Origin of the sequence: Mycobacterium sp. 155, from assembly GCF_000373905.1 — a bacterium.
Lineage (GTDB): Bacteria > Actinomycetota > Actinomycetes > Mycobacteriales > Mycobacteriaceae > Mycobacterium.
Window position 1 is genome coordinate 1,495,203 of sequence record NZ_KB892705.1, and the last position, 25,805, is coordinate 1,521,007.

Annotated in this window: 20 protein-coding genes and 2 pseudogenes; 15 read left to right on the forward strand and 7 right to left on the reverse strand. The window is 63.9% G+C overall.

The window, feature by feature from the left end; all coding sequences use genetic code 11:
• Position 1 precedes the first annotated feature (1 nt).
• The 9 genes and pseudogenes from B133_RS0106935 (at position 2) to B133_RS0106970 (ending at position 11,191) form a co-directional block, all read left to right on the forward strand.
• On the forward strand, positions 2-1,177 hold the full coding sequence (locus tag B133_RS0106935) for an MFS transporter (protein WP_018600008.1): 1,176 nt from the start codon (positions 2-4) through the stop codon (positions 1,175-1,177).
• Positions 1,178-1,274: 97 nt separating this feature from the next.
• On the forward strand, positions 1,275-2,378 hold the full coding sequence (locus B133_RS0106940) for a mandelate racemase/muconate lactonizing enzyme family protein (protein WP_018600009.1): 1,104 nt from the start codon (positions 1,275-1,277) through the stop codon (positions 2,376-2,378).
• A 51-nt stretch (positions 2,379-2,429) separates the two neighbouring features.
• Positions 2,430-3,884 carry an aldehyde dehydrogenase family protein gene (locus B133_RS0106945; protein WP_018600010.1) on the forward strand — a complete coding sequence of 485 codons (1,455 nt, stop codon included), beginning with the start codon at positions 2,430-2,432 and terminating at the stop codon, positions 3,882-3,884.
• Positions 3,885-3,970: 86 nt separating this feature from the next.
• A complete protein-coding gene (locus B133_RS0106950; RefSeq protein WP_018600012.1) occupies positions 3,971-5,449 on the forward strand; it encodes an aldehyde dehydrogenase in 1,479 nt (492 codons plus the stop codon).
• Positions 5,450-5,544: 95 nt separating this feature from the next.
• Positions 5,545-6,432, forward strand: a complete 888-nt coding sequence (locus B133_RS0106955) for a dihydrodipicolinate synthase family protein (protein ID WP_018600013.1) — start codon at positions 5,545-5,547, stop codon at positions 6,430-6,432.
• Positions 6,433-6,537: 105 nt separating this feature from the next.
• The gene (locus tag B133_RS0106960) at positions 6,538-8,364 is read left to right on the forward strand and encodes a putative nucleotidyltransferase substrate binding domain-containing protein (protein WP_018600014.1); all 1,827 of its coding nucleotides are present in this window, start codon (positions 6,538-6,540) and stop codon (positions 8,362-8,364) included.
• A 93-nt stretch (positions 8,365-8,457) separates the two neighbouring features.
• Positions 8,458-8,700 (forward strand): annotated as a pseudogene (locus B133_RS25295) (exonuclease domain-containing protein); the annotation flags it as partial.
• A gap of 130 nt (positions 8,701-8,830) precedes the next feature.
• Complete coding sequence (locus B133_RS0106965; RefSeq protein ID WP_018600015.1) at positions 8,831-10,396, forward strand: aldehyde dehydrogenase (NADP(+)); 1,566 nt, start codon at positions 8,831-8,833, stop codon at positions 10,394-10,396.
• A gap of 123 nt (positions 10,397-10,519) precedes the next feature.
• Entirely contained in the window at positions 10,520-11,191 is a 672-nt protein-coding gene (locus B133_RS0106970; protein ID WP_018600016.1) for a GntR family transcriptional regulator, read from the forward strand.
• Between the two features lie 10 nt (positions 11,192-11,201).
• Here B133_RS0106970 and B133_RS22470 read toward each other — a convergent pair whose 3' ends face one another.
• Both B133_RS22470 and B133_RS0106980 read right to left on the reverse strand, forming a co-directional pair.
• Entirely contained in the window at positions 11,202-12,008 is an 807-nt protein-coding gene (locus B133_RS22470; RefSeq protein ID WP_081618196.1) for an alpha/beta hydrolase, read from the reverse strand.
• 174 nt (positions 12,009-12,182) lie between these two features.
• Positions 12,183-13,736, reverse strand: a complete 1,554-nt coding sequence (locus tag B133_RS0106980) for an APC family permease (protein ID WP_018600018.1) — start codon at positions 13,734-13,736, stop codon at positions 12,183-12,185.
• A gap of 242 nt (positions 13,737-13,978) precedes the next feature.
• Between B133_RS0106980 and B133_RS0106985 the strand changes: the two genes are divergently transcribed.
• Complete coding sequence (locus B133_RS0106985) at positions 13,979-15,211, forward strand: D-arabinono-1,4-lactone oxidase (protein WP_018600019.1); 1,233 nt, start codon at positions 13,979-13,981, stop codon at positions 15,209-15,211.
• A gap of 17 nt (positions 15,212-15,228) precedes the next feature.
• Here the strand turns inward: B133_RS0106985 and B133_RS22475 are convergent, their stop codons facing one another.
• Positions 15,229-16,014 carry an LLM class flavin-dependent oxidoreductase gene (locus B133_RS22475; protein WP_157625802.1) on the reverse strand — a complete coding sequence of 262 codons (786 nt, stop codon included), beginning with the start codon at positions 16,012-16,014 and terminating at the stop codon, positions 15,229-15,231.
• 317 nt (positions 16,015-16,331) lie between these two features.
• Between B133_RS22475 and B133_RS22480 the strand changes: the two genes are divergently transcribed.
• Positions 16,332-17,702, forward strand: a complete 1,371-nt coding sequence (locus B133_RS22480; RefSeq protein ID WP_157625803.1) for an MFS transporter — start codon at positions 16,332-16,334, stop codon at positions 17,700-17,702.
• A gap of 14 nt (positions 17,703-17,716) precedes the next feature.
• Here the strand turns inward: B133_RS22480 and B133_RS25300 are convergent.
• From B133_RS25300 to B133_RS0107010, 4 genes and pseudogenes are all read right to left on the reverse strand, one after another.
• Positions 17,717-17,851 (reverse strand): annotated as a pseudogene (locus B133_RS25300) (histidine phosphatase family protein); the annotation flags it as partial.
• Between the two features lie 518 nt (positions 17,852-18,369).
• Positions 18,370-18,780 carry a hypothetical protein gene (locus B133_RS23295; protein ID WP_018600022.1) on the reverse strand — a complete coding sequence of 137 codons (411 nt, stop codon included), beginning with the start codon at positions 18,778-18,780 and terminating at the stop codon, positions 18,370-18,372.
• Between the two features lie 20 nt (positions 18,781-18,800).
• Positions 18,801-19,103 carry a DUF3349 domain-containing protein gene (locus B133_RS22490; protein ID WP_085974175.1) on the reverse strand — a complete coding sequence of 101 codons (303 nt, stop codon included), beginning with the start codon at positions 19,101-19,103 and terminating at the stop codon, positions 18,801-18,803.
• Positions 19,104-19,725: 622 nt separating this feature from the next.
• Positions 19,726-19,950, reverse strand: a complete 225-nt coding sequence (locus tag B133_RS0107010; protein WP_026256079.1) for a hypothetical protein — start codon at positions 19,948-19,950, stop codon at positions 19,726-19,728.
• Positions 19,951-20,238: 288 nt separating this feature from the next.
• Between B133_RS0107010 and B133_RS0107015 the strand changes: the two genes are divergently transcribed.
• The 4 genes from B133_RS0107015 to B133_RS0107030 all read left to right on the forward strand — a co-directional run bounded on the left by B133_RS0107015 (position 20,239) and on the right by B133_RS0107030 (position 25,451).
• Positions 20,239-21,186, forward strand: a complete 948-nt coding sequence (locus B133_RS0107015; RefSeq protein WP_018600025.1) for a LysR family transcriptional regulator — start codon at positions 20,239-20,241, stop codon at positions 21,184-21,186.
• 341 nt (positions 21,187-21,527) lie between these two features.
• A complete protein-coding gene (locus B133_RS22495; protein WP_018600026.1) occupies positions 21,528-22,718 on the forward strand; it encodes a M20/M25/M40 family metallo-hydrolase in 1,191 nt (396 codons plus the stop codon).
• Between the two features lie 29 nt (positions 22,719-22,747).
• Complete coding sequence (locus B133_RS0107025; RefSeq protein WP_018600027.1) at positions 22,748-23,869, forward strand: diaminopropionate ammonia-lyase; 1,122 nt, start codon at positions 22,748-22,750, stop codon at positions 23,867-23,869.
• Between the two features lie 145 nt (positions 23,870-24,014).
• Positions 24,015-25,451: a YfcC family protein gene (locus tag B133_RS0107030; protein ID WP_018600028.1), complete on the forward strand. Its 1,437-nt coding sequence runs from the start codon at positions 24,015-24,017 to the stop codon at positions 25,449-25,451.
• The last annotated feature ends 354 nt before the right edge of the window (positions 25,452-25,805 follow it).

Below are 25,805 nucleotides of genomic sequence, written 5' to 3' on the forward strand. Positions count from 1 at the left end.
CATGACGGCCATTGATCAGCAGCATCGGCACCGGACGCGTTCGCGGGCAGCCGTGTTCAGCTTGTTCGGCGGGTTTGGGCTGGTCATCGCGACGTGGGCGGCGCACCTGCCGGCGATCAAAGCCGCGACCGGTGCATCGGCGTCAATGGTCGGCTTACTCCTGTTGATGCTCGGCGGCGGCGCATTACTCGGCATGCAACTCAGCGGTGTCCTGGTGGACCGCGTCGGTTCGGTGCCGGTGGCTCTGTGTGGCGTGACAGCCATGGCCGTGGCCCTCATCGGACCGCTCGCCGCACACTCTTGGGCGCTCGCGGCGATAGGGGCGGTGGCACTCGGGACCGCGACCGGGGTCGCCGAAGTGGGCATAAACGCTGTGGCGGTAGACGTCGAACGCGAGTATCGGCGCTCCATCATGGCGACGTTTCACGCCGTTTACTCGGTGGGCAACGTCTGCGGAGCCGGAATCGCCGTGGCCGGCTTCGCACTCGGAACCCGCACTGTCACGACGGCCGTGTTCGTGTCGGCGATCGCGCTGATTCTCGTCGGTAACGCAGCGGTATTGCTGCGTCACCGTCCCGCGCACGACATCGACACGGTCGACGGTGAACGCACCGACACGAGCACCGAGCGGCCCGCGCAGCGTGGCCGGATCGTCGTCCTGTGCATGCTGGCCTTCATCCTGATGCTCGCGGAGGGCGCGGGTATGGATTGGAGCAGCCTGCACGCGCAGGACCACCTTCAGGCTGGGCCGGCGGACGGTGCGCTGGCGCTCGGATCTTTCGTCAGCGCCATGACCGTGGGGCGATTCTCCGCCGATCACGTCGTCGAGCGGATCGGGGCCGTGTCGGTAGTGCGGTGGGGCTCGCTGGCCGCCATCGTCGGCCTGACGATCGTGATGACGTCGCCAGTGCTGGCGTTGACGTGCGTGGGCTGGGCGCTTCTCGGACTCGGCCTGTCCGGCGGCATGCCGCTGGCCGTCAGTGCCGCCGGCAATCTCGAGGGCGTGTCGGGCAAAGCGCTGTCGCGGGTCGTGGGCTGTGGCTATCTCGCAGTCCTCGCCGGTCCGGGCGTGATCGGCTGGCTTGCCGACCATATCTCTCTCAACGGTGCCCTGCTGCTACCGGCGATTGCCTTGACGCTGTGTGCGTTCGCCGCCGGCGCGGTCACCCGCAAGTAGGACCCGGTGCTCAAGACGCTGGCGCAGCCGGCCTGTCTCCATATAGAGTAACCGGTAACCGGTAATATTTTAGTCTTTCAGAATACGAGGAGCTGCCATGAAGGTCGTCGGTGCCGACGTCTTTGACTACCGCCTGAACTACGCCCACGGCGAATACGTGATGTCCGGCGGCCGCGCGGCCTTGTTCCAGGTCGGCACCCTGGTCCGATTGCGCACCGATGAGGGGCTGGAGGGCTGGGGCGAGATCACTCCACTCGGCAGCACCTATCTCCCTACGTCATCAGACTTGGTGCGCGCCGGACTTGCCGAGATCTTGCCCGCTCTGATCGGCCTTGACCCGACGAACATCTCGGCGGCGAATCGGGCGATGGACGCGGCCGTCCTCGGCCAGGGATACGCCAAGAGTGCGATCGACATCGCGTGTTGGGATCTCCTGGGCAAGTCGGCCGGTCTGCCGATCTCGGCGCTGCTGGGCGGGGTGTTGCAGGAGGACTTCCCCATCTACGAAGCGGTGCCGCTGGGCAGCCCGCAGAGCATGGCCGATTTCATCACAGCTCGCCGCGCGGCCGGCATCAATCGATTTCAACTCAAGGTCGGCAACCGGCCCGACGACGACGTAGCCCGCACGCGTGCGTGTGCCGAGGCCGGCGAGGGCAAGACAGTCATCATCGCCGACTCCAACGGCGGCTGGAACATCCTCGACGCGCAGCTCGCGATCCGCGGCATGGAGGATCTTCCCGTCTACGTCGAACAGCCCTGTCGCACAACCCAGGACAGCATCATCGCCCACCGCAACAGCAGCGTTCCATTGGTGCTCGACGAATCCATCACCAACGCAACTGAGCTGTTCGAAGCCAAAACCGTCGCCGGCGCCATGTCGGTCAACATCAAGATCAGCCGCGTCGGCGGGCTGACCAAGGCCGCCCGGATGCGCGACCTGATGCAGGACCTGAACATGATGGTCTCGGTCGAGGACATGTGGGGTGGCGACGTGATCACCGCCGCTGTCAGCCACATCGCCGCATCGACTCGGCCGGAGAGCCTGCTCAACATCTCGTTCTTCAACGACTGGACCGACGGTCATGTCGCCGGGTACGCACCCCGCTCGAGTAACGGCCGCGGCTCGGCGCCGTCCGGACCCGGACTCGGCATCGTCGTCGACACGGACAAGCTCGGTACGCCGATTTTCTCCATCAAGTAGGCCCACGGCGGTCTCCACCGACCAGCACAACGCGACGCAGAGGGCTATGAAATGACCGTCACGACAATCGATTTCACCATCGAGAACTTCATCGACGGGCTCTGGCGCCCGTCAACGGGACACCAGGCCGTGGAGGTGTTCAACCCCGCCGATGGGCAGGTCGTCGCCTCGTTCACCTCCTCGTCGAACGCCGACGTCGACGACGCGGTGGCCGCGGCGCGTGCCGCGCAACCAGCGTGGGCCGCACTGTCGGGGCGCCAGCGCTCGGAAGTCCTTCGAACGCTGGCCCAGCGCTTCGAGGCCAGTCTCCAGCGGTTCATCGACCTGGAGGTCCTCGATGCCGGCAAGCCGGTGACCGCGGCCAGCACCGCGGAACTACCCGACATCGTGGATGCCATTCACTACTTTGCCGGTGCCGCACGGTCGCTGACCGCGCAGTCGGGTGGCGAGTACGTCGCCGGCAAGACGTCCTTCGTGCGCCGCGAGCCGGTCGGTGTGGTCGCCGGCATCACGCCGTGGAATTACCCTCTGTGGCAGGCGGTTTGGAAGATAATACCCGCGTTGGCCGCGGGCAATACGGTGGTGATCAAGCCTGCGGAGAACACCCCGTTGGGCGCGACCGCGTTCGCTCACCTGGCCTCCGAGGTCCTGCCCGCCGGAGTGCTGAACATCGTGCATGGCTTCGGCGCTACCGCCGGCGAGTACCTGGCGGGCCATCCCGGAGTCGACCTCGTATCGTTCACGGGCTCCACCGCCACCGGTCGGGCCATCGCCCGCGCGGCGGCGGGCGGACCACACCGCACGATCCTCGAACTCGGGGGCAATGCTCCGGTCATCGTGTTCGACGATGCCGACATCGTCAAGACCGCCGAGGATGTGGTCGCCGCCGCGCTGTACAACGCCGGCCAGGAATGTATGGCGGCCAGCCGGCTGATCGTGCACGCGGACGTCGTCGAGGAGTTCACCCAGGCTCTCATCGATCACCTCGACCGAGTTGCGCTCGGGGATCCAACCGACCCGAAGACCACTCTGGGACCGTTGATTTCGGCCAAGCAAAGGGATCGGGTGGTGCGACTGATCGAGGAGCGCCCACCGCATGCCACGGTGCTCTTCGGCGGTCAACGCGTCGAAGCGGACGGCTTCTTCGTCGCCCCCACTCTCATCGGCGGCCTGCGACAGGACGACGACCTGATCCAACAGGAGATCTTCGGCCCGGTGCTGACCCTTCAGACCTTCACCGACGAAGACGAGGCTCTCGCCATGGCCAATACCGTCGAATTCGGGCTGGCCGGATCGGTCTGGACGCGCGACGTGGCCCGCGGTCTGCGTGTCGTCAACGGCCTCAACTTCGGAAACGTCTGGATCAACAGCCATCTCGTCGTGTCCGCCGACCTGCCCATCGGCGGCTTCAACCAGTCCGGCTACGGCAAAGAAGGCGGCGCTGCCGGGATCGAAGAGTTCACCCGCGTCAAGGCAATCGGCATCGACCTCGGACGCGACGACTGATCCCATCGTTACGCGAATTTTCGGCCACCGCCGCCGGAGCAACCCTCCCCCACATCTGACCTGATCCCCGCGAACGGAGTTCTCACATGTCCACCATCCGCGCTCTGCCCGACACCGTACAAACCCGCGCCTACATCGACGGCCGATTCGTCGATGCGTCCGACGACGCGACGTTCGACAATCTCTCGCCCGCTACCAACGGCCTATTGAACAAGGTCGCCGCGTGCAGCGCGGAGGACGTCGATACCGCAGTCTCCGCGGCGCGCCGTGCCTTTGACGCCGGAACATGGAGCAGGATCGCTCCAGCTGAGCGCAAGGCGGTACTGCTGCGCTTCGCCGACCTGATCGAAGCCCACGCCGCCGAGCTCGCCCAGATCGACTCGATCGACGCGGGCAAGCCGATCAGTGACTGCAACGACCTCGACATCCCAGACGTCGTGCTGACCATCCGCTGGTACGCGGAGGCGATCGACAAGGTATTCGGCAAGGTGTCGCCGACGGGAGCCGACAACGTCGGCCTGATCGTGCGCGAGCCTGCCGGGGTCGTCGGCATTGTGGTGCCCTGGAACTTCCCCTCCAACACGTTGTCCTGGAAGATCGGGCCGGCGCTGGCCGCGGGCAACTCGATCGTCGTCAAGCCCGCCGAGCTCTCACCCCTCTCGGCGCTGCGCTACGCCGAACTGGCCACTGCGGCAGGCATTCCCGCCGGTGTATTCAACGTCGTCCCCGGCCTTGGACACGTCGCCGGCAAGGCGCTGGGACTGCATCCGGACGTCGACGTCATCAGCTTCACCGGTTCGACCGAAGTCGGCCGGCTGTTCCTCAAGTACGCCGCGGAGAGCAACCTCAAGCAGGTCGCTCTTGAGATGGGCGGCAAGAGCCCACAAATCGTCTTCGCCGACATGCGTGACGAATTGTCCGACGTCGCCGAGGATCTCACCGGTGCAGCGTTTTGGAACGGCGGGCAGAACTGCTCAGCGGGATCACGGATCCTGGTGCAAAACTCGATAAAGGCGGAGTTCGTCGAAAAGCTGGTGGCACTCGCTCAAGCCCGCGTCGTCGGGGATCCCGGCGATCCGAAGACCGAGATCGGCCCATTGATCGAACCCGGCGCCAAGGAGCGCGTCCTGCGCTACATCGACGGCGCGAAATCCGACGGGGCCACGGTGTACGGCGGCGAGTCGATCCTGGAAGATACCGGTGGCAATTTTGTGGCCCCCGCGGTCATCGACGACGTCACCGCGCAGTCGGCTGTCGTCCGCGAGGAGATCTTCGGTCCAGTGGTGGCCGTAGTCGGCTTCGACACCGAAGAGGACGCCATCCGCCTGGCCAACGACACCGACTACGGCCTGGCCGCCAATGTGTGGACTCGCGACATCAATGCGGCGTTGCGAGTCGCCAAGGCCGTCCGAGCCGGCACGGTCGCCGTCAACGGGTTCAGCGAGGGCGACATCTCCACCCCGTTCGGCGGATTCGGCATCTCCGGTTTCGGGGGGCACGACAAGGGTATGGAAGCGTTCGACCAGTACAGCGAGCTGAAGACCATCTGGATCACACTGCACTGACGCCGCCTGTGATCTACACCAAGTAGAATATTACCGATCACCGGTGATACGCTAGTCGCACAAACCTCTCTCCTGCTACACCAGAAAGAACCCTCATGACTCAGAAGCCCTGGCATGGAATCGTTGTCGCCTCGACGCTGCCGTTCAAAAACGACATGTCCGTGGACTACGACCGCTTCCAGCAGCACGTTCGCTACCTCGCAGACAGCGGCGTGGACGGCATCACGCCGAATGGCTCACTCGGCGAGTATCAGGTCCTCACGCCTGAGGAACGTGCCCGCGTTGTCGAGGTGGCGGTAGAGGCCGCGCCGGAGGGTTTCAGCGTGATTCCCGGCGTGGGTGCCTACGGGTCGGCGGAGTCGCGCCACTGGACCGAACAGGCTCAGGCCGCCGGTGCGCACGCCGTACTGGCTTTGCCCCCCAACGCCTACCGCGCCGACAACGATGAGGTCATCGCGCACTACCGCGAGGTGGCGAAGGTCGGGCTGCCGGTCATTGCCTACAACAACCCGTTCGACACCCGGGTCGACCTGACCGCTGAACTCCTGTCACGTCTCGCCGAAATCGACAACGTGGTGGCCGTTAAGGAGTTCTCCGGCGACATCCGGCGCATCACCTCTATTCAGCGTCTCGCACCCCAGATCGACGTTCTCTCCGGTGCCGACGACAATGTGCTCGAAGCGACGCTGATGGGCGCCGTCGGCTGGATTGGCGGGTTCTCCAACGCCATACCCAAGCACTGCGCCAAGATCTACGAGTACGGCACCACCGGCCAGGTCGAGAAGGGCCGTGCGCTGTACAAGCATCTGCAGGCCGCGTTCTTCTGGGATACCACCCACCAGTTCGTCCAGGCCATCAAGTTGGCCCAGGATGTCGCCGGCGGCTACGGCGGACCGTGCCGCGCTCCGCGCGGCCCGTTGTCCGACGACATCCGCGCTCAGGTGATCAAGGACGTCGAGCAGGCGCTGGCCGTCGATCTCTGAGAGCCCCTGTGACGCAACGATGATGCCCGCTTCCCGTCCTGCCGCGGGGGCGGGCATCATCGCGTTCGACGTGCCACCAGATTTCCCGGTAGGACGGAGCGACCGTTGAAGGACATCACCGACTTCCTCGCCGGACACGACCCCTACGATCGTCTCGGAGACACCGACCTGCAACGTCTCGCCGCCACCGTCGAAGTCGAGTATTTCGCTTCCGGGACCACCATCGTCGAGGCCAAATCACCCACCCTTCATCGACTGTTCGTGGTTAGAGCCGGCGCGGTGGAGATCGTAGACGGCGGACTCGTCGTCGACGTCCTGGGACCCGGCGACACCTTCGGTCACATCTCGGTGTTCTCCGGCCAGCCGCCGCCACTGACCGTCCGCGCCACCGAAGACACCCTGTGCTATCTCCTCGACGATCCGCGCCAACACCTCGAACACCCCGAGCGGCTGTCGTTCTCGTACTACGGCACGCAGATTGCACGAGACCGGCTGATCTCCTCGGGCGGGACGTTCAGCCAATTGGAACGCCCCATCGGCGAGGTGATGCACCCCATCACCTGGTGTCAGCCCGGCGACGCCATCCGCGACGTCGCCCGCCGCATGACCGACGACCACCGCTCGTGTGCGGTCTTCCTGCGCGGCAACGACATCGGGATCGTGACCGACGACGATTTCCGGCGCCGTGTGGTCACCGGCGAAGTGCCCATCGACGCCCGCATCGACACCATCGCCTCGCTCCCAGCGCTGGTCATGCCGGCTGATCGCACCGTCGGTGCTGCCTACCTGTTCATCTTCGAACATGGCATCCACCACCTCATCGTCGTCGACGGTGCCACCGGGCACCCGATCGGAGTCGCCCGCATCGTTGACATGGTTGCCACCGAGGTGCGCCATCCGCTGGTCATCCGCACGTCCACCGGCGCCGCGACGGACCTGCCGCAATTGCGCACCGCCGCGCGCATGCTCAACCCCACCCTGCTTGAGCTTTGGGGCACCGGAGTACCCGCGCAACACTTCGGCGCCCTGCTGGCCGCCATGCTCGAAGCCATCTTCATCAAGGCGATCTCATTGACCGCCACTACCGCTCCACTGCCCGAATTGGAATGCGCCTGGATGCTTCTCGGCTCCGTGGGGCGACGTGAACCGCTACCCAACTCTGATGTCGATACCGCGTTGGCGTGGGTTCCGCGGGCGTCGGATCGCCCCCTGCCGGCTCGCGTCGAGGTCAGCGCCGCGACCGAACCGGTGATGCGTGCGCTCGAGGAATGCGGTCTGCGAACCTGCCCGCAAGGCCTGAACGCATCCTTCCCGCTGTTTAACCGATCGGCGGGCGAATGGCGCCAGGCGGCCGAGCATTGGCGCCAAAACCCAGATGATGCCGACAATCTCCTGATGGCGTCGACAATGCTCGACGCACGACCGGTGACCCGTGCGGCGCTGACTTGGCCGCTGCGTTCCGCGCTGACATCGGCTATCGGACGCGGTCAGTTCACCCGCGCCCTGACACAGCTTTCCATCGCCAGCCGGCCTCCACGCGGATTTGTTCGCGGGTTCGTCGCCGACCATTTCGGTGAGCAGAAGAACCGTCTCAACATCAAAAAGGCTGGTATGCGGCCGATCGTGTCGCTCGCTCAAGCACTTGCCCTGCAAACCGGTGACTTGACCGGGTCCACCACCGACCGGCTTGACCGAGCCCGCCAAGCGGGTCTACTCAACGTCGACGACGCCGAGTCCCTCAAGACCGCGTTCACGCTGTGCTATCAGCTCTCCATCGACTATCAGATGCAGGCGCTGCGGGACGGCCGCCCGATCGACGCCACGGTCGACCCGACGACCCTGGACACCCTGGAGCGCCGCCACCTGCGTGATGCGTTTCGTGTCATCGCCGCGGTCCAGGACAAGATCGCCTCCGATGGGCTCATGGACTGACCGGCGGCCCCAGTGCTTAAACGATTGCTACGCAACCTGAACTCGCGCCCTGACACCCGCACCGCTCGGTCCTGGCGTGAGGAGGAACTGTGGGTGGTCGACCTGGAAACGACCGGACTCAATCTTAGCCGCGACAAGATCGCCTCCTACGGTGCCGTCCCGGTGCGATCCGGGCGGATCCACGTGGCAGACGCGGTCTACGGATTGGTCGGCATCGCCGGGACGGTGCCACCGGCCTCGGTCCGCATCCACGGCATCCGCACCCAAGACCTGCAGACCGCACCGACACTGGAAGACGCTGTTCATCAACTGGATTCGCTTATCGGCAGCTGCCCTATCGTGGCGCACTGCGCGGTAATAGAACGGACTGACATCGCGACTCGAAAGCGGCCTAGCGGGCGTACCGCTGACCACCGCGATGCTCGTCGACCAATCCACCACCTGACCATCACAGAAAGGACACCCGATGGCCGCCGCCGTTTTCGCCGTCAATCCACGCACCGGAGAACCCCTGGACCCCGTCACCCAGGAGACAACCGCCCGGGAGGTTCGCACCCTCTGCGAGGAAGCGGCCGCAGCCGCAATCGAATTCGCCGAGCTGCCACGACAAAAGCGCGCCGACATGCTCGAACGCATCGCTGATGCGATCGACGCGCATCGCGACGAATTGATCGACGTCGCGTCACGTGAAACCGGATTCACCGCCGGCAAGCTGGGAGGCGAGGTTACCCGTGCGGCATACCAATTCCGATTCTTCGCCGAGGTTATTCGGGACGGCGCGTATCTGGAGGTCATGGTCGATCCCGCCGGCGACACGCCGATGGGGCCACGGCCGGACCTGCGGCGGTGGCTGATTCCCATCGGCCCAGTCGCGGTTTTTGGCTCAAGCAACTTCCCTTTCGCATTCTCAGTGTTGGGTGGGGACACTGCCTCGGCCCTGGCCGCCGGCAACCCCGTCATCGTCAAGGCGCACGGCTCGCATCCGGGGACATCGCAGCTGTCGTTCGCACTGATGGCGGACGCACTTCGGGCCAGCGGAGCACCCCCGGGAACACTGGGCATTGTCTACGGCACCGCGGCCGGCGCCGCGCTTGTCGCCGACCCTGCGATCAAGGCGGTCGGTTTCACCGGATCCCTGTCCGGCGGAAAGGCACTGATGGACATCATCAGCACCCGCGACGAGCCGATTCCGTTCTTCGGCGAATTGTCGAGCCTCAACCCGATGGTCGTCACCCCCGCTGCTGCTGCCGCGCGAGGCAGTGAAATCGGCGCCGGTCTCGTCGCGTCGATCACATTGGGCTCCGGACAGCTTTGCACCAAGCCCGGTTTCGTTCTCGTACCCGACAATGCCGACGGCACCGCGCTCGTCGACGCCGCTCGCAGCGAATTGACCACGGCTGTTGACCACGTTCTGCTCAACAAAGGAATCTTCACCAGCTATCGGCAGGCGACCGCTGACTACGCGAAGAAGTCAAACCTGACCACTTACACCGCGCCGGAGGGCGGCGGTCCGGGCTACCAGGTCACGCCGGCGCTGCTGGAAGTCTCCCTGGACGACCTTGACCGCACGATGGTCCGAGAAGTCTTCGGGCCGATCTCGGTCGTCGTGCGATATCAGCCCGACGACGTGCTCACCGCGGTCGCCAGATTGTCGGCCTTGTTGCCCAATTCGCTCACCGTCACCCTGCATACCACCGAATCAGACGACAACGCCGGCCTGCTCCGAGTGGCGACGGTGCACGCGGGCCGGGTGCTGTTCGGCGGCTTCCCCACCGGTGTCGCGGTGTCGTGGGCGCAAAACCACGGCGGGCCGTGGCCCTCCACCAACTCGGCGCACACATCCGTCGGTGCCACCGCGATCCGGCGTTTCCTGCGGCCGATTACCTACCAGAACGCCCCACAATCGGTACTGCCCGAAGAACTCCGTGACGATTACGATGCCATTCCGCGCCGCATCGACGGGATATTGCAATTGGCCGGCCGGCCGACCGACCGCACTGACTCGTGCACCGCACGGCCGACGCCGGGTTAGACCGGCGACGCAACGCCCCGACTCGTGCGGCCTACGTGCGACATTCTGGATGTCAGACGTAATATAGAACGTAGGATATCGATGGATGGGTTAGATATCGCGCCTGCCGAAAGGAACGTTGTCATGCTGAGCACAACAGCCAGCCTCAAACAGCCCAGCCTTCGCGACCAGGCGCTACGCGTTATCAAAGCGGGCATGGTGTCGGGTGAGCTCGCCCCCGGCGAGATCTACTCCGCGACCGCGCTGGCCAATCAGCTCGGGGTGTCTGCTAGTCCCGTGCGCGAAGCCATGCTCACCCTGGTGAACCAGGGATTGATGGAAGCGGTACGCAACCGCGGATTCCGGGTGCTGCCGCTCGATGACAACGATCGCCGCGAAATCTACGAGATGCGAACCCTCCTGGAGATCCCAGCCACCGCGGCGTTGGCCGGCCGGCAGGAGATCATCGACCAATACGAGGAGTTCCATCGCATCGCCGACGAGATCGTGACGTCGGCGCGCGCGGGCGACCTGATCAGTTACCTGGACGCCGATAGGCGTTTCCACCTCGGGTTGCTCGCGTTCAGTAACAACGAGCGCCTCGTCGCCGCGATCGACGGCCTGCGCGATAACACCCGCCAGTACGGGCTCAAGAGCTTATCCGAGAAGGGCGCCCTGGTCGCCTCCGCCGAGGAGCACCTGCCAATCCTCGACGCAATCGTCGCTGATTCCCCCGATAAGGTCCGCGAACTGATGCAGCGCCATCTCCGTCATATCCGCGGCGACTGGGCCGACCCGGGCTTCACGCAGCCATAACGTCGCGGCACTAGGCGAATACCCCGTTCAGAAAGTCGGTCTGTTCGCGAAGTGCCCGCTGGGCGACCGCGGTGCCCGGCGAGGCCATGTCGAAAACGTGAAATGTGCCGGCGTAACTATGGATATCTGTGCTGACACCCGCTGCGCACAACCGTTGGCCGTACTCGAGACCCTCGTCTTGTAATGGATCGACCTCGGCTGTGACCACGAGCGCCCGAGGCAAGCCCGTCAGGTCGATGGCCATGGCCGGGGACGCGTCGCCGGATATCGGCCCGCCCAGGCCCCGCAGGTAGTGCGCCCACATCGTGCGACTCTGGACGGCGTTCCAGGCCGGCATATCCGCGCCCTCGTCCATCGAGGCCGTCCGCAGGCGATGGTCGGTGACGGGGAACAGCAGCAGCTGACCGACCAACACGACGCTGGCGATATCCCTGCAGCGCAGCGCAACTGCGGCCGCCAGGCATCCCCCGGCGCTCTCCCCGCCGATGCAGATCAGACGTCGGTCGACGTTGAGCTCGTCGGCGTTGTCCGACACCCACTGCACGACTGCCGACATGTCGTCCAAGCCTGCGGGATAGGGATTCTCAGGCGCCAACGCATAGTCGACGCTGACGACAACGGACGAAGCGCGTTGCGCGTAGAGATGGCACCGCAGATGATCGGTCTCCAGACCGCCGAGGCAAAACGCCCCACCATGGGCGAATACCAATGCCCCCCCGGCGACGCGACCGGCCCCGGGGACGGTACAACCGCACCCGGGGTCTCGGTCGGCCGGGCGAACCCGATGAGATCGCGAACTCGGCGATACTGACCGCATCGGGATCCACGCCGGGCACGTCGCGCGGTGTCACCGACGCCACTTGCCGGGCATCAACACGGCGGGCCTCTTCGACATCGCCCAGATCGGGAACGTCCAACTGCATTGCGACCGTTTGCAGTTCGCTCAACAGCCTGGCGTGGTGCCGATTCACCGCACGAAGTTCCGGTGTCCTCAACTCAGGGCGGGTGCGCGGGGGCCGTCGTCCGGTTCTGTCTGCGACGTGGCCGCGTGCTCAGCGAGAATGCCCATCTTGCCGCGGCGGGTGAACCAGTACACCACGAACGCCAGGCCCAACATGATCGCCGGCGCCAGCACCCCACCCCACTGGAGGTACCAGTGGAATGGCTCTGCCGGGTTGTAGACATCCGGCCGCGGCCACGCGATATTGACGATCATCACGATTGCCCACAACGTTGCGGCCACTGCGACCGGGGTCCCGAATCTGCCGAGGCTGAAATACCCCTTCTCGGGCTGGGTCCAGCGACCTTGCAAGCGCTGCAGTGCATTCGGGCCAACAATGAGGAGGTAAGAGGTCAAGGCCAGGATGATGGTGGTGCCGGACACGACGAGGAAGATCTGCGGCTGCCCCATGTTGAAGACGAGTATCAAGATGGCGATGATCGCGACGCCGATGGTCGGCACCACAGGGACTTTTACTCGCTCGTTGACCTTCGAGACGAACCGCGAGCCGGGAAATGCGTTGTCGCGGGCCATGGCGAACATCAGGTTGACCGCGCCGGTCTGATTGGCCATGCCACAGACGAAGACGGCGAACGCACCGCAGAACAAGAAAAGATCGCCAACCGTATCCCCCAGTGTGCTTTTGACGACGTACGTCAACCCACCGGAGGCAATCTCGTCCGCGCCGAGATCTTTCACGGCCATCACCGAGAACAGGATCAGCAGAGCACCGAACACACCGGACGCCAGCAATGCGCGGATGATCGCCTTCGGCCCGTTCTTCCGAGGATTGATGGTCTCCTCACTGAGCGTGGTCGCCGAGTCGAACCCCCACATCACCAGCAGCCCGAGCATGAGGCACAGCAGCAGGGCGCCGAAGTATCCCGTGCTGTAATTGTTTTCGGTGCCGTTGGTCTCGAATACGACCGATGGCCCGCGCTTGGCGTGGAACAACAGCAACACGATCAGCACCAGCGACGCGACGAGTTCGATGGACACACCGATGTTGTTGACGAGAGCGCGCACCTTGGTACCGCAGAGCATGACCACGGTGGTCCCGACCAGCATGAGTGAACCGAGGATGACGGAATTGATGCTGGCGTCATTGGGTCCGGTGCCGTCGCCGTAGAGCCAGAAGACGTCCGAGATGCTGGGCAGAATCGCCTGCATGGTCAGCGCGACTGCCGCCGAAGACACCACCAACGCGAGAATCATCGCTGAGCCCGCCATCCACGCCACGCCAGTCTTGGCAATGTGCTTCGACCAGTTGTACACCGATCCCGTCAACGGGTATTTCACCGCCAGCTCAGCGAAAACCAGCGCGAACAGCAGCTGGCCGCCGATAGACACAATCCACGCCCAGAACGATGCCGGGCCACCGCTGGCGTATGTGAAACCGAACAGCAGAAACATGCCGGTGAGAATCGAAATGAATGCAAACCCCGTCGCGAACGTTGAGAACTGACCCAGTGAGCGAGTCAGCTCCTGCCGGTATCCCAGCTTCGCAAGAAGCTGATCGTCCTCGTGGTGGTCGTAGTCAGCCATTGGCGTGAGTGGTCCCTTCAGTAGTCAACGTGGGATCGGCGAGACCTAATCGTTCACCGGTAATATGTTACCGGTTACTATGCGCCCGGTCGATGGAGCTGTCAACAGATGCCCCAAGGCGATGGGGGCCAAGCGTGGACAATTTGGCCGCACGGAACACCGACGCGCGTTCGCCTCTGGACAACTCATCGGTGACATGTAGTCTGTCACATACCACCAGCGAACACATACGGAGAATGCTCATGAGCGACGCCACGGCCACCACCCGCCACTGGGAGAACTGGGGAGGAAACCAGGGCTTCGACTATGTCGCGAGCGTCACCGCAGCGACCGATGACGACGTGGTGTCAGCGGTCCGCGAGGCAGTACGTGGCAATCACGGGCTGCGCGTTGCCGGCAGCGGCCACTCGTTCACTCCGATCGTGCAGACCGACCACACGTTGCTGAACATCACGGCACTGTCCGGCGTCGTCGATGTCGATACATCGCGCCACCGGGCCACCGTGCGCGCCGGCACGGGTCTCGCCGATGTCGGCGCCCCGTTGTGGGACGCGGGAATGTCCCTTGCGAACCAGGGCGACGTTGACGCACAGACGATTTCGGGCGCGATTGCGACCGGAACCAAAGGCTCGGGACCCCTGTTCGGCAGCTTGTCGTCTACGGTCCGCGGGGTGCGTCTGGTCAATGGCGAAGGCGAGATCGTGACCATTACCGAGGACCAGCCCGACCTTCTGCACGCCGCTCAAGTTTCGGTCGGCATGCTCGGGGTCTTTCTGGACCTCACCCTGCAGTGCGTGCCCGCCTACAAGCTCCGTGAACAGAACGCCGTCCTGCCGTTCTCCGAAGTCGACGCGCGGTGGGACGAGTTCCTGTCCAGCTACCGGCATTTCTCGTTCTGGTGGCTCCCCACCGACGAGTCTTCGGCGATGTACGACCTCGGCGATCTGCCGAAGGACCATTGCGTGGTCAAACTGCTGACCGAGGAGCCCCCGACGGCCGCAGACATCGATGGCGAGCCGGGATCGCGGACAGGTCGGGCGCATCTCATCTATCCCGATGCGACGACAGACGCCCGTTTCCATGAACTCGAGTACATGGTGCCGGCCGAATACGGGCGCGCCGCGCTCGGCACGTTGCGCGATTTGATGCTGACCCGTCATACCGATCAGATCAGCCCGGTTCAGATTCGGTGGCAGCGGGCGGACGAGGCGTACCTGTCGGCGCAATACCACCGCGACACGGTGTCCGTGTCGGTGTCAGGCAAGCCCGGCACCACCTATGAACCGTTCCTGCGCGACCTCGACCGCGAGTTGCAGCAGTTCGATGCGCGACCGCACTGGGGCAAAATCCACTACCTCACCCGGGACCGCGCCGAACAGCTCTACCCGAAATACGAAGAATTCCAGGAGATCCGACGTCGGTTCGACCCGCACGGCATCTTCCTCAATCCCCACCTGCGCGAACTGTTCGGATGACGCGCCGCCCGCACGCATCAGAAGTCTGATGCGTGCGGACCAGCAAGAATCAGCGGTCGAAAATCGGTCACCCAGTCGTCGTGGAGACGACGTGGTTCGCTCACTCGCCAGTTCAGTCCGGCGGCGTCGAGGTCACGGGAGCTGACGCCGACTCGTGCGGTGGTGGCGATGACGTAGCTGTCCTCGCGCTCGACTCTCTCACGCCACTCCCGTACTTCTGCGGGCGTCAACCCCTGATAGTCCTTGGCGATCGCGAAGACCCCGTCCCAGCGCTTCGCGCGCGCGAGTGGGCCGCCAGAAGTTCCGACCGAGGCGGTCCAGATCGGCGGTCGCGGACGTTGGTAAGCGCCCGGCTTCAAGTGGGCATGCACGTTGTACGCGGGTCCCGCGTGGTCCACCGCGTCTCCGGCGAACATGGTGTCGATAATCCCGAGGCCCTCGTCAAGCAAGGCGGCGCGGGCGCGAAGTTCCGTCTCTTCGCCGAAATCCGCGAACTCCTCCTTTGACGGGGAGCCCAATCCGAAGCCAGCGATCAAGCGCCCCCGCGAAAGGTGATCGAGCGTGATGAGCTCCTTGGCGACCTTCCATGGGCGGCGCCGCGGGAGCGCGGTCACCATGGGTCCGATGGCAATCGTCGAAGTTGACGTCGCGATGGCCGACAAGAGCACAGCCGGATCCAGCACGTCGACACGTTCGTCGGCTTCGGTCTGCAGCGTGTCCCAGACGAAGAATCCGTCCCACCCTACGGCCTCGGCTTGTACCGCCAATTCCACAATGGCATTTGGGTTTCCGACGTTAGGCACATTGACTGCTTGCTTGAGATTGATGATCGTCTCCCCGCTATCGACCGTCGCCTCGGAGGGGATTGCGCCGCCGAGGATTGCTGGTTGCCGCGCTCGTCGGGTCTGCACTGCTCACTGTCGTCGCCACAGATTCGCTGAAATCCGCCAGGGTCCGCAAGGACTGACGGACCACCAGACGCCTTGTTGCAAATGGCCAAACACGCATTGCGACTGCTGCTCTAATGTTATATTTTACCTGTAACGGATAACATGTCAAAATTGCTGCTGTGTTGCTTCAAGAGGCTGGTTCACATATCAGCCCAGAGGGGATCACCACCATGACATCTCCCGTCGTCGCGCACGATCATGCCCAGATTCGCGACTGGCCCCGCCAGATCAAACGAGCAGTGCTCGGCGCCGCCGTCGGAAATATCCTCGAGTGGTACGACTACTTCGTTTATGGCACCTTGGCGGGCCTAGTCTTTCCGACGCTTTTTTTCCCCGAGGCTGACCGGTTGACGGGGACAGTCGCGTCATTCGCGACGTTCTTCGTGGGTTTTCTCGCGCGGCCCATCGGCGCCCTCATCTTCGGACATTTCGGCGACAAGCACGGCCGTAAGAACACTCTGCTGGTGTCACTATTGATCATGTGTGGCGGATCGCTCGCCATCGGGCTCCTACCGACCTATAACCATGTCGGCATATGGGCGCCAATCCTCCTGGTTGTGTTCCGGTTCGTCCAAGGAGTGGGTGTCGGTGGCGAGTGGGGTGGCGCGGTGACGCTCGCCGCAGAATGGGCACCCAACAACCGTCGCGGTCTAGTGACCAGCTTCGTGGAACTGGCTGCCCCCATCGCCACCCTCATCGCGGTCGCTGCCGTTTCGGTTTCGTCGGCGCTCTCCGGCGAGAACTTCGACGCGAGCAACTGGACTGCAGGCTGGCGTTGGCCCTTTTACGCCTCGATTGTCATCGCGGTAATCGGCTTCTACTTACGTATGAAGGTCGATGAGTCTCCGGAGTTCCTTGCTGCCAAGGAAACCCAGGCTAAGGACGTTGCGAAGGGTGCGGAGGCGAAGACGCCACTGATAGTCCTCTTGCGGACCCAGTGGCGAGAGGTCATCCTCTGCGCAATGTTGCGCGCCGCGGAGAACTCCTCCTACTACATCTTCACCACCTTCGCCGTCCCCCTGGCCGTGCTCTACGTTGGCATGAAAGAGCAAACGATTCTCAACACGATCACAATCGCCTCTGCGGTCAGCATCCCGGTGCTGCTCTACGCGGGACATCTGTCCGATCGACTCGGCCGCGCCAAGGTATACATGGGCAGCGCTGTCTTCATGATGTTCGCGACCATCGTTTTCTTCGGCGTATTGCAGTGGGGCGGAAGCGCGATCATCATCGCCGCCTTCTGCCTGTCGCTTGTGCCGTGGGCGGCTCATTACGGAGCACAGCCGGCATTGATCCTGGAGTCGTTCAATACGCTGCAGCGGTACTCTGGTGCGAGCCTCGGCTACCAGATCGCGTCGCCGTTATGGGGAGGCCTCTCTCCACTGATTGCCACCCTCCTGCTGTCAATCTCCGTTTGGCTCGTCGCGGGCTACCTCATCGCACTGTGCATTATGACCATCGTCGCCACCGCAATCCTGGTGCGGGTGGTGAAGCGCTCGTTCGGTGTGGCGGGCAGCCTCGACACGGGAAACATCGTGTAAATGGTGACGAAGTGCCGCAGGGTCCAGGCGTGTCCCCGATGGTGCAGCGCCGTCCGGCTCAGCGGTACAACGTCGATGCGCCAGAACGATTTCGGCGGAGCGTGAGCGCGAGACCATCTACCTGCCCGGCCATGCGCGCATGACGTGACCGGGCGCCGCGATGATTGTGCGGCGCCATGGTCGCCAAGGGCGAAAGGTAGCGAACTGGCCTGGCGAATCCGTTTGCGGGTACTGCTATCAGGCAGCCAAAAGAACAGTCGGAATCTGTGCATGCGGCCACGAGGGTGCGCTTCCCGGCATCGTCAACAATCGAGCCGCCACCAACCACAACGGTCAGACCGTCGCACATCCCAACTGGCCCTGGGTCTTTCGCGGATACCGACCCGGACCTTCCGGTAGGGCGCTACGAATCCGAACGCCACGGCTCCAGCTGACGAGGTCATCGCGACGATCTCGTCAGCACCAGCCGGATGTACGGCGCGCGTATCGCGCATTCAAAGGGCAGCTCGTCGACGTCGGACGCCGGGAGGAGATCACTGAAATCGCGGGGTAGCGTGCCTGTTCGGCTGAGTAGCGACGACGTCCCCAGTTCGTTGGCGAACGCTTCGGGGCAGTGCAGCGACTCAGCACGGGATTCGATTATGCGGTGCCGTCGGCGCCGCCGTCGTCAATCGCTGGCGTCGGAGGCCCTCCTTTCGAACTGCTCGGCGGGCCCGCCTTCGGCCGGACCCTGATCGCCGGCCAGACCGTGAAGGCTGGCCGAACCGCGACCGCCGGTCGGATTTGCATCGCCGGTCGTCGAAGTCGTGGTGGGGTTGGAGCCGCCGTCGGCGGGGCCTTCGCCCTCCGTGCTGCTGTCGGCGTCGTCGTCATCGCTGTAGTCATAGGCTGTTTCGAACTGCTCGGCGGCGCCTTCGCCGCCGGCGCTGCCGTCGTCATCACTGGGGTCGGAGGCCCTCCTTTCGAACTGCTCGGCGGGCCCGCCTTCGGCCGGACCCTGATCGCCGGCCAGACCGTGAAGGCTGGCCGAACCGCGACGGCTTGTCGGCGAAGTGGTGATGTCGTCGCTGATTCCCATGGGATACCTCCTTCATCGAGCTACGTCTGGACTGACGTAGAACAAATCCATCCGTCGGCGGTGAGCGGGTCGGTGACGCGTTGCACGTCGTGCGGTGAGGGCATGGTGTCGATGACTTTGGTGATGGCCACTTCGATGTCGGTGATCGACACAGGTGATTGCCCGGTGGCGGTGAGTTGCGCGGCGACCGGGCGGGCTTCATTGTCGCTGAGTTGGTGTCGCAGAAGCGCCAGCAGCGGGCACGTAATCGGTGCCGGGAACATCCTCGGGGTAGCCCGCGCAAGAAGCCGAGCACCCGGAGCCACAATCGCTGGAATTGACATCTCACACTCCCAGACCAGCCCGACCTAGTCTCCAACTCAATGTAGGCTTCAACCAGCGATTCCGCCCGCCGGAGTCTGCGGGCTAGGTCGCTGACCGTGAAGTTTGCCTCGGTCTCCCCGTCGATCTCGACCGTGATGGCCGTGTCAGGATTGTCGGGGGCCAAGTCAGGCTGTCACAGCCACCTGCCCTACTTGTACTTGCTCGGCACATTGTGCGAACCTGCCAGAGCCCGTGCAACGATCTTGAAGCGAGCATGCGTTCGCGGTTGACGTCTGCAGGACGTGGGGCCTCCCCAGGACCCGAGCGTTGCCGCTCCCCTACGTGCAACATGCACCCGTCGGTACCAGCAAACTACGCCGAGGTCAAAATCGGCGCCAATCTGCCGGCTCATTCTCCGAAAAGTCGCCGGATAGGCCAGCGATCTGAGATGGACATTGGCCCTCGCGCGTGCGGCAATGAGTCACGGTGACGCCTGGCTAGTCTAATTCCGTTATGCACCAAAGCATTCCGCCCGGTGTTGTTCCCGCACCTGGTATGGCGACCGCCACGCACCGTGCCTCGGTCGAAGTTCTACCGGCGCATATGTGGCTGGCTGTCGGCCCGGTGAGCCGGGGTGGCTATTCAACCGTCGCGCATCCATCTTCCGCGTGCCCGTTGGTATTTGACTTCAGGCATCGGCACCGAGCTCGTCAACTCGATCGCCGATGGTGGTGAGTCCGCAGTGTATGCAACGACGCATTCAAGCCGATCGATGTCGGTCTCGACGGTCACCGTGATGGCATACGTCGGATCGTCGCCGGTCAGGAACAGGGAGACCATGTGATCGTCGATCGTTACGAACTCCACCGGCGGCGATCTCCTTGTGCAGGGCCGGGTGTGACAGACAACTGCCCAACCCAGTTCGCGGCGGTATCCGCCGAGCAGGCCCGCCTCCGACAACATGCCGCGCACCATGCTCGGCTGGTCGGCATTTGGCATTTGGCGGTGGCTGCTGATGGTCTGTCCATTGTGTACCTTGCGGGTGTCCTGGCAGCGAATACATGGATGCCATCGCGGCGTTACGCTGATCCTCAGCCCCTCCAATCCGGTAGCTCAGGCGTGTGAGGTGCACTGGAGACGACGCCAAGGACGCCCGTGAAAATCTGGCCCGACATCGGCCGCTTGCACATGCTCGTCGAGTTCGAGCGCCTCGGTTCGCTTGCCGCAGTGGCGGAGTCACTCTCCTACAGCTCGTCGGCTGTGTCGCAGCAGATGACGACGCTTCAAAAGGAGGTAGGTGCTGAACTCGTGCGCAAGCGAGGAAAGGCACTCGAACTCACCGACCAAGGTCGGCTGATGGCGCAAATCGCTAAGCACGTCTTGCTTGAGCTCGAAACTGCACGCACCGCGATCGCTGCCTCCTCTGAGACGATACATGGCCAGCTACGGGTCGCCTGCTTGCAAACTGTGACGCAGGTGTTACTGCCCGAGACGATCGTTGATCTCCGTAAAAGGTTTCCCGACTTTTCAATCGAGCTTGTGCAGGGCGAGTCGCTCGAATCGCTGGAGAGCCTTGTCGGAGGCGCCGTGAGCGTCGCTATCGCAGAGCGCTTCGACACGTTTACCGACCGCGTACGAACCGACCTGACCAGTGTCGAGCTGTTCACTGAGCCGATGAGCCTCATCACGCGCGTCGGTGCTCTGCCCTTGCATGCCGCCGATGCCACCGACGAACAGTCCTGGCGGGAAGCGCTGTCCGCAGCCGACTGGGTCTTTGAACCGCTGTCGAGCCCGAGCGGACAGTGGGCCCTTGAATGGTGCCGCCGGCAGGGCTTCGAACCGAGGGTGCGCTATGAGTCGGGGGACCTCTTGTCGCATCTCCGTCTCATCGAACGGGGTCTCGCGTTCGGCTTCATCCCACACATCATCGCTGCGACCTTGCCTCGCGGGATCGCGATGCATCCGCTAGACGCAACGCAGACGCGCACGGTCTATCTCTCGACCTGGACCGCCACGGCCGACCACCCGGGCGTGATTGAACTGACCCGCGGGCTCGAGCGCGCCTACCGAGCCCACTCCAATCCACCCACCAACCCGGCCTAGAGATTTAGCAGAGCACTTCGCCGCCCACCCTCCCGAACCATGCTCGTCGACATCGCTGGAGATCCAACAACGCTGAGTAGCAATGCAATTCAACGGGCCCTACAATCCACGCGCATGAATCTTCGGCCGTGGCGCCACCGGCCGGGCCTGACAGACCTGTAGCAACATATTCCGAACATTCGGCCGTAAACGCCGCGGACGCCGGAGAGCCACATCGGACCGGAGAGCTTGATCAAGATTTACTTAAGAATCATATCCATAATTGTTCGCTTTTCATTCGGTGTGACGGCTGACACGATTCTCGGATCAGTCTGAACGGAACTCGCCGTGGAAGGCACCTCATGGACAACCAATCCCCCGCACCTCCGGCGCCGTACGAAGATGAGCTGTTGGGTCTATTGGATCGATTGATCAGCATTCCCTCGGTCAATCCGGGATTGGACCCCACCGGCACCGGAGAAGGCCAGATGGCCGATTTCCTGCAGGAATGGGCTAAGAACAATGGCCTCGAGTCCCGCCGAATCGGCGACGATCGACCCAGCATCATCCTGACCAACGCGACACAGCATCCCGGCGCGCCGACGATCCTGTTCGGCGGTCATCTCGACACCGTCGGTTTCGGCCAGATGTCCAACCCCCTCGCGCCGACTCGGGTCGGCGACCAGATCCACGGTCGCGGCGCCTATGACATGAAGTCCGGCATGGCCGCATCGCTCATCGCGATGCGGGAGCTCGCGGCAAACCACGACATCAACGTCGTCGTGGCGATGGTGGCCGACGAAGAATTCGGCAGCCGCGGAATGGAGCAAACCCTCCCCTTCCTCACCGCCGACTACGCCATTGTCGCCGAGATGACAGAACTGCAGATCGGCGTCGCTCACAAGGGCTTCGTCTGGCTTGACGTCCTGATCACGGGAAAGGCCGCACACGGCTCCCGCCCCGATCTCGGCGTGGATGCCATCATGAACGCCGGGCACGTACTGGTGGCGCTGCAGGCACTCGATGCATCGCTACGCTCCCGGCAACACCCGCTGCTTGGTTCACCGAACCTGCATGCCTCGCTGATCACTGGCGGCATCGAGGAATCCACGATCCCGGACGAGTGCCGCATCATCCTGGAGCGTCGGACGCTCCCCGGTGAAACCAGTGAGTCCGTTCTCGCCGAGGTCCAGCAGGCCGTCTTCGAATCGATCTCCGGGCTGCCCGGCGTCACGGCGGAGGTCACAGTCATCCAGCATCGCCACCCTTTCGAGATCGATCCGGCGAACCCGTTGGTGCAAGCTTTGACAGCTGCCGCCCATCAGCACGGAACGAAAGCGCCGACAGTCGGCGTGAGCTATTGGGCCGACTCCGCCCTCATCGCCGAGACCGGCGTCCCGACGGTGCTCTTCGGCCCGAGCGGCGAGGGCGCGCACGCTCAGGTGGAGTGGGTGAGCGCGGAGTCGATCGTGAAACTCGCCCAGATCTTCATCACGGCGGCTGCTTCCCTCGGAGCGTCCGCCCAATCGACCGACTCACGCGCTGCCCGGTAAGCGCTCAGGCCACACGAGAAAGTGAATCCATGACCCTCACCACCTACATCAACCCGGACGTCGACGTGACGGCGGCGCTCGCCGCGGCATCGGCTCTGCTGACCCCGGAAGCCGCCGAGCACGCGTGGGACACGATCACCTCGTGGCCGGAATACAGTCGGACACCGCTGATTTCGCGACCGGACGTGGCCAAGCGGGCCCGGGTCGGAGAGATCCTCGTGAAGGACGAGTCACTACGTTCGGAGCTTCGCAGCTTCAAGTCCCTCGGTGGGGCGTACGCCGTCCAACTCGCGTATCAGCGATGGCAGGCCCGGCGCGACGCGACACCTTTTGTAGCGAGCTGTGTAACGGACGGAAATCACGGTCTTTCCGTCGCATGGGGAGCTAAAAACCTTGGCGTCGAATGCATCGTCTACGTACCGGCCGCGGTCAGTCAGGCGCGGGCGGATGCGATCGCCGCCCAGGGAGCAACCGTCACGCGCATCGACATGAACTACGACGAAGTCACCGAGCTGCACACCAAGGACGCCGAGGCCAATGGCTGGGCAGTGATCACGGATACGGCGCCCCGAGCCGACACGCCGCTGGAGTCCGTGGTCGACGTGATGAACGGCTACAGCGTTCTCGCCAGAGAACTTGCCGACGAGCTGGCCGAGGCTCGCCCCACGCATGTGCTGATGCAAGCCGGCTGCGGCGGAATGGCCGGAGCCATCATGCCGGCGATGTTGCGTGTCGTACCGGAAGCGAAGTTCGTCGTCGTGGAGCCCGAGCGTGCGGCCTGCCTGCAGGCATCGGCCCGCGCCGGCGAGATCACCGTGGTGACCGGTGACCTCCACACCCGAATGATCGGCATGTCCGTGGGAGAGACGTCCCGGCCAACCTGGCCCATCATCCACGCGGGCACCACCGGATACGTCGCTTGCGGTGACGGCTACGTCGACGAGGCGATGCGGATGCTCGGCCGACCCGAAAATGGGTACACCGCAATCGAATCCGGAGAAACTGGGTGTGCCGGACTGGTCGCACTTCTCGAACTGTCCACCGATGACGAGGCCAGGCGGGCGCTGGGTCTCGACGAGTCGAGCCGGGTGGTCATCATCAACACCGAGGGTGCGACAGACGCGCAGAGCTACCGCGCGGTCATGGCCTAGCCGCCGTCCACCCGAGAACCCACACTGCTCGCCGAGCGCCCCGGTCTCGACGGCGGTCGCGCAGAAGCGTGCGCCCAAACCATCCGCGGCCTGGCCAACGAGGGCCAGTCACCGGTACCGACCTGAAAACAAGGAGGCCACCTCGATGTCTGCTGTCGAAGCTGGGGCGGAGCCCGGCGCGCGAAGGAAAATTCTGAAGATCCCGCACCCGTTCGTGATCTTGACGGGCGTGGTCGCCCTGATGGCGCTCCTCACCCATGTGATACCCGCAGGCGCCTACAAACGGGTGACCAACAGCCTGGGCGTCGAGGTCCTGGACCCTGGCAGCTTCCATCAGGTGGCGAGCACGCCGGTGACGCTCATGCAGTTCCTGACGTCGATCCCCCGCGGCCTCGTCGAGGCCGGTTGGATCGTCGCGCTGTGCTTCTTCGTCGGCGGCGCATTCGAGGTGATCAGCAGGATCGGCCTGATCCCGGCGATGGTGGAGAGCTTGGCGAACCGGTTTTCGAGCCGCAAGACCATGATCATCCCGGTGCTGATCCTGGTGTTCGCCACGATCGACGCCTTCATCGGCACCCCGGAGTTGATCGTCGTCTACGTACCGATCGTCTTGCCGCTGATGCTGAGGCTGGGTTTCGATTCCATCACCGGCGTTGCCGTCGTCCTCTGTGGTTCGGCAGCCGGTTTTTCGGCCGGTATCACCAATCCGTTCACCATCGCGATCGGCCAGAAACTATCCGGCTTGCCGCTCTACTCGGGGTGGGAGTTTCGCGTCGTCACGTTCTTCATCACGTGGGCGGTCGCTGTCGCGTACGTGTTGTTCTACGCTCGCCGGATCCTGAAGGACCCTACGAAGAGTCGCACCTATGAGGGAGACATCGAGAAGCGCCAGCGGTTGATCGTCGAGGCGGATCTCGACGAGGGCACCCGGCTCGGTCTGCGCCAGAAGATCGCGGGCGTGTTCTCACTGGTCGTCTTTGCGGTGATGGTCACCGGCATGGTCTCGTGGAACTGGGATCTACCCGAGATGTGTGCCGCGTTCCTCGTCATCGGGGTCGGCTCGGCGCTCATCGCGCGGATGGACGTCGACACCATGTGCGACACCCTGATGCTCGGTGCGCAGAACATGATGGTCGGTGCCCTGGTCATCGGAATATCCCGGGCTATCTCGGTGGTGATGACCGACGGACAGATCGTCGACACCGTCGTCCACGCGATGGCCAGCGGACTGGCGCAGCTGCCCCCTGGGATCACAATCTTCGGCGTCCTGATCGCGGTCACACTGCTCAACTTCCTGATCCCCTCGGGAAGCGGCAAGGCCGTCGTCCTGTTCCCGATCCTGGCGCCACTAGCCGACGTCATCGGCGTGACCAGGCAGACCATGGTCACCACGTTCCAGCTCGGCGACGGATTCACGCTGTACCTGTGGCCGACGGTCGGCTACTTCATGGCCGCGCTCGCTCTGGCGGGAGTCTCCTGGCCCAAGTGGGTGCGCTTCTACCTGCCCCTTGCTGCAATCTTCCTGACGCTGGCCATGGTGTACCTGCTTGTCGCACAGGCCATCCACTACGGTCCTTTCTGACCGGCAGATCGCTGGCGAGATGGGACCACCCAGCTTGCAGATCGGCCAACCAACGTTCCCAGGTTTAGGATGTGCGTCTCGGCGGTGGCAATTCGCAGGACCGGCCTCGAGTGGGGATACCCAGTATCGAGGGGCCGCGGAGGCTGCTTCGACAATCGGCAGCCTTGGAATCCACTGTGATAGCGAATGTTTCGCTGGGTTGGACATCAATGTCCCCGCCGCGACCATAGTGCCCGACCGAACGATTGCCCGTCATCTCGATCAGCTCGGCCCAGGTAAGTATTGGGCTGCCATCGTCGCCAAATGCTTGACTACAGCAGTGATTGCGGCGGTCTGAACCACATGACCCACGTT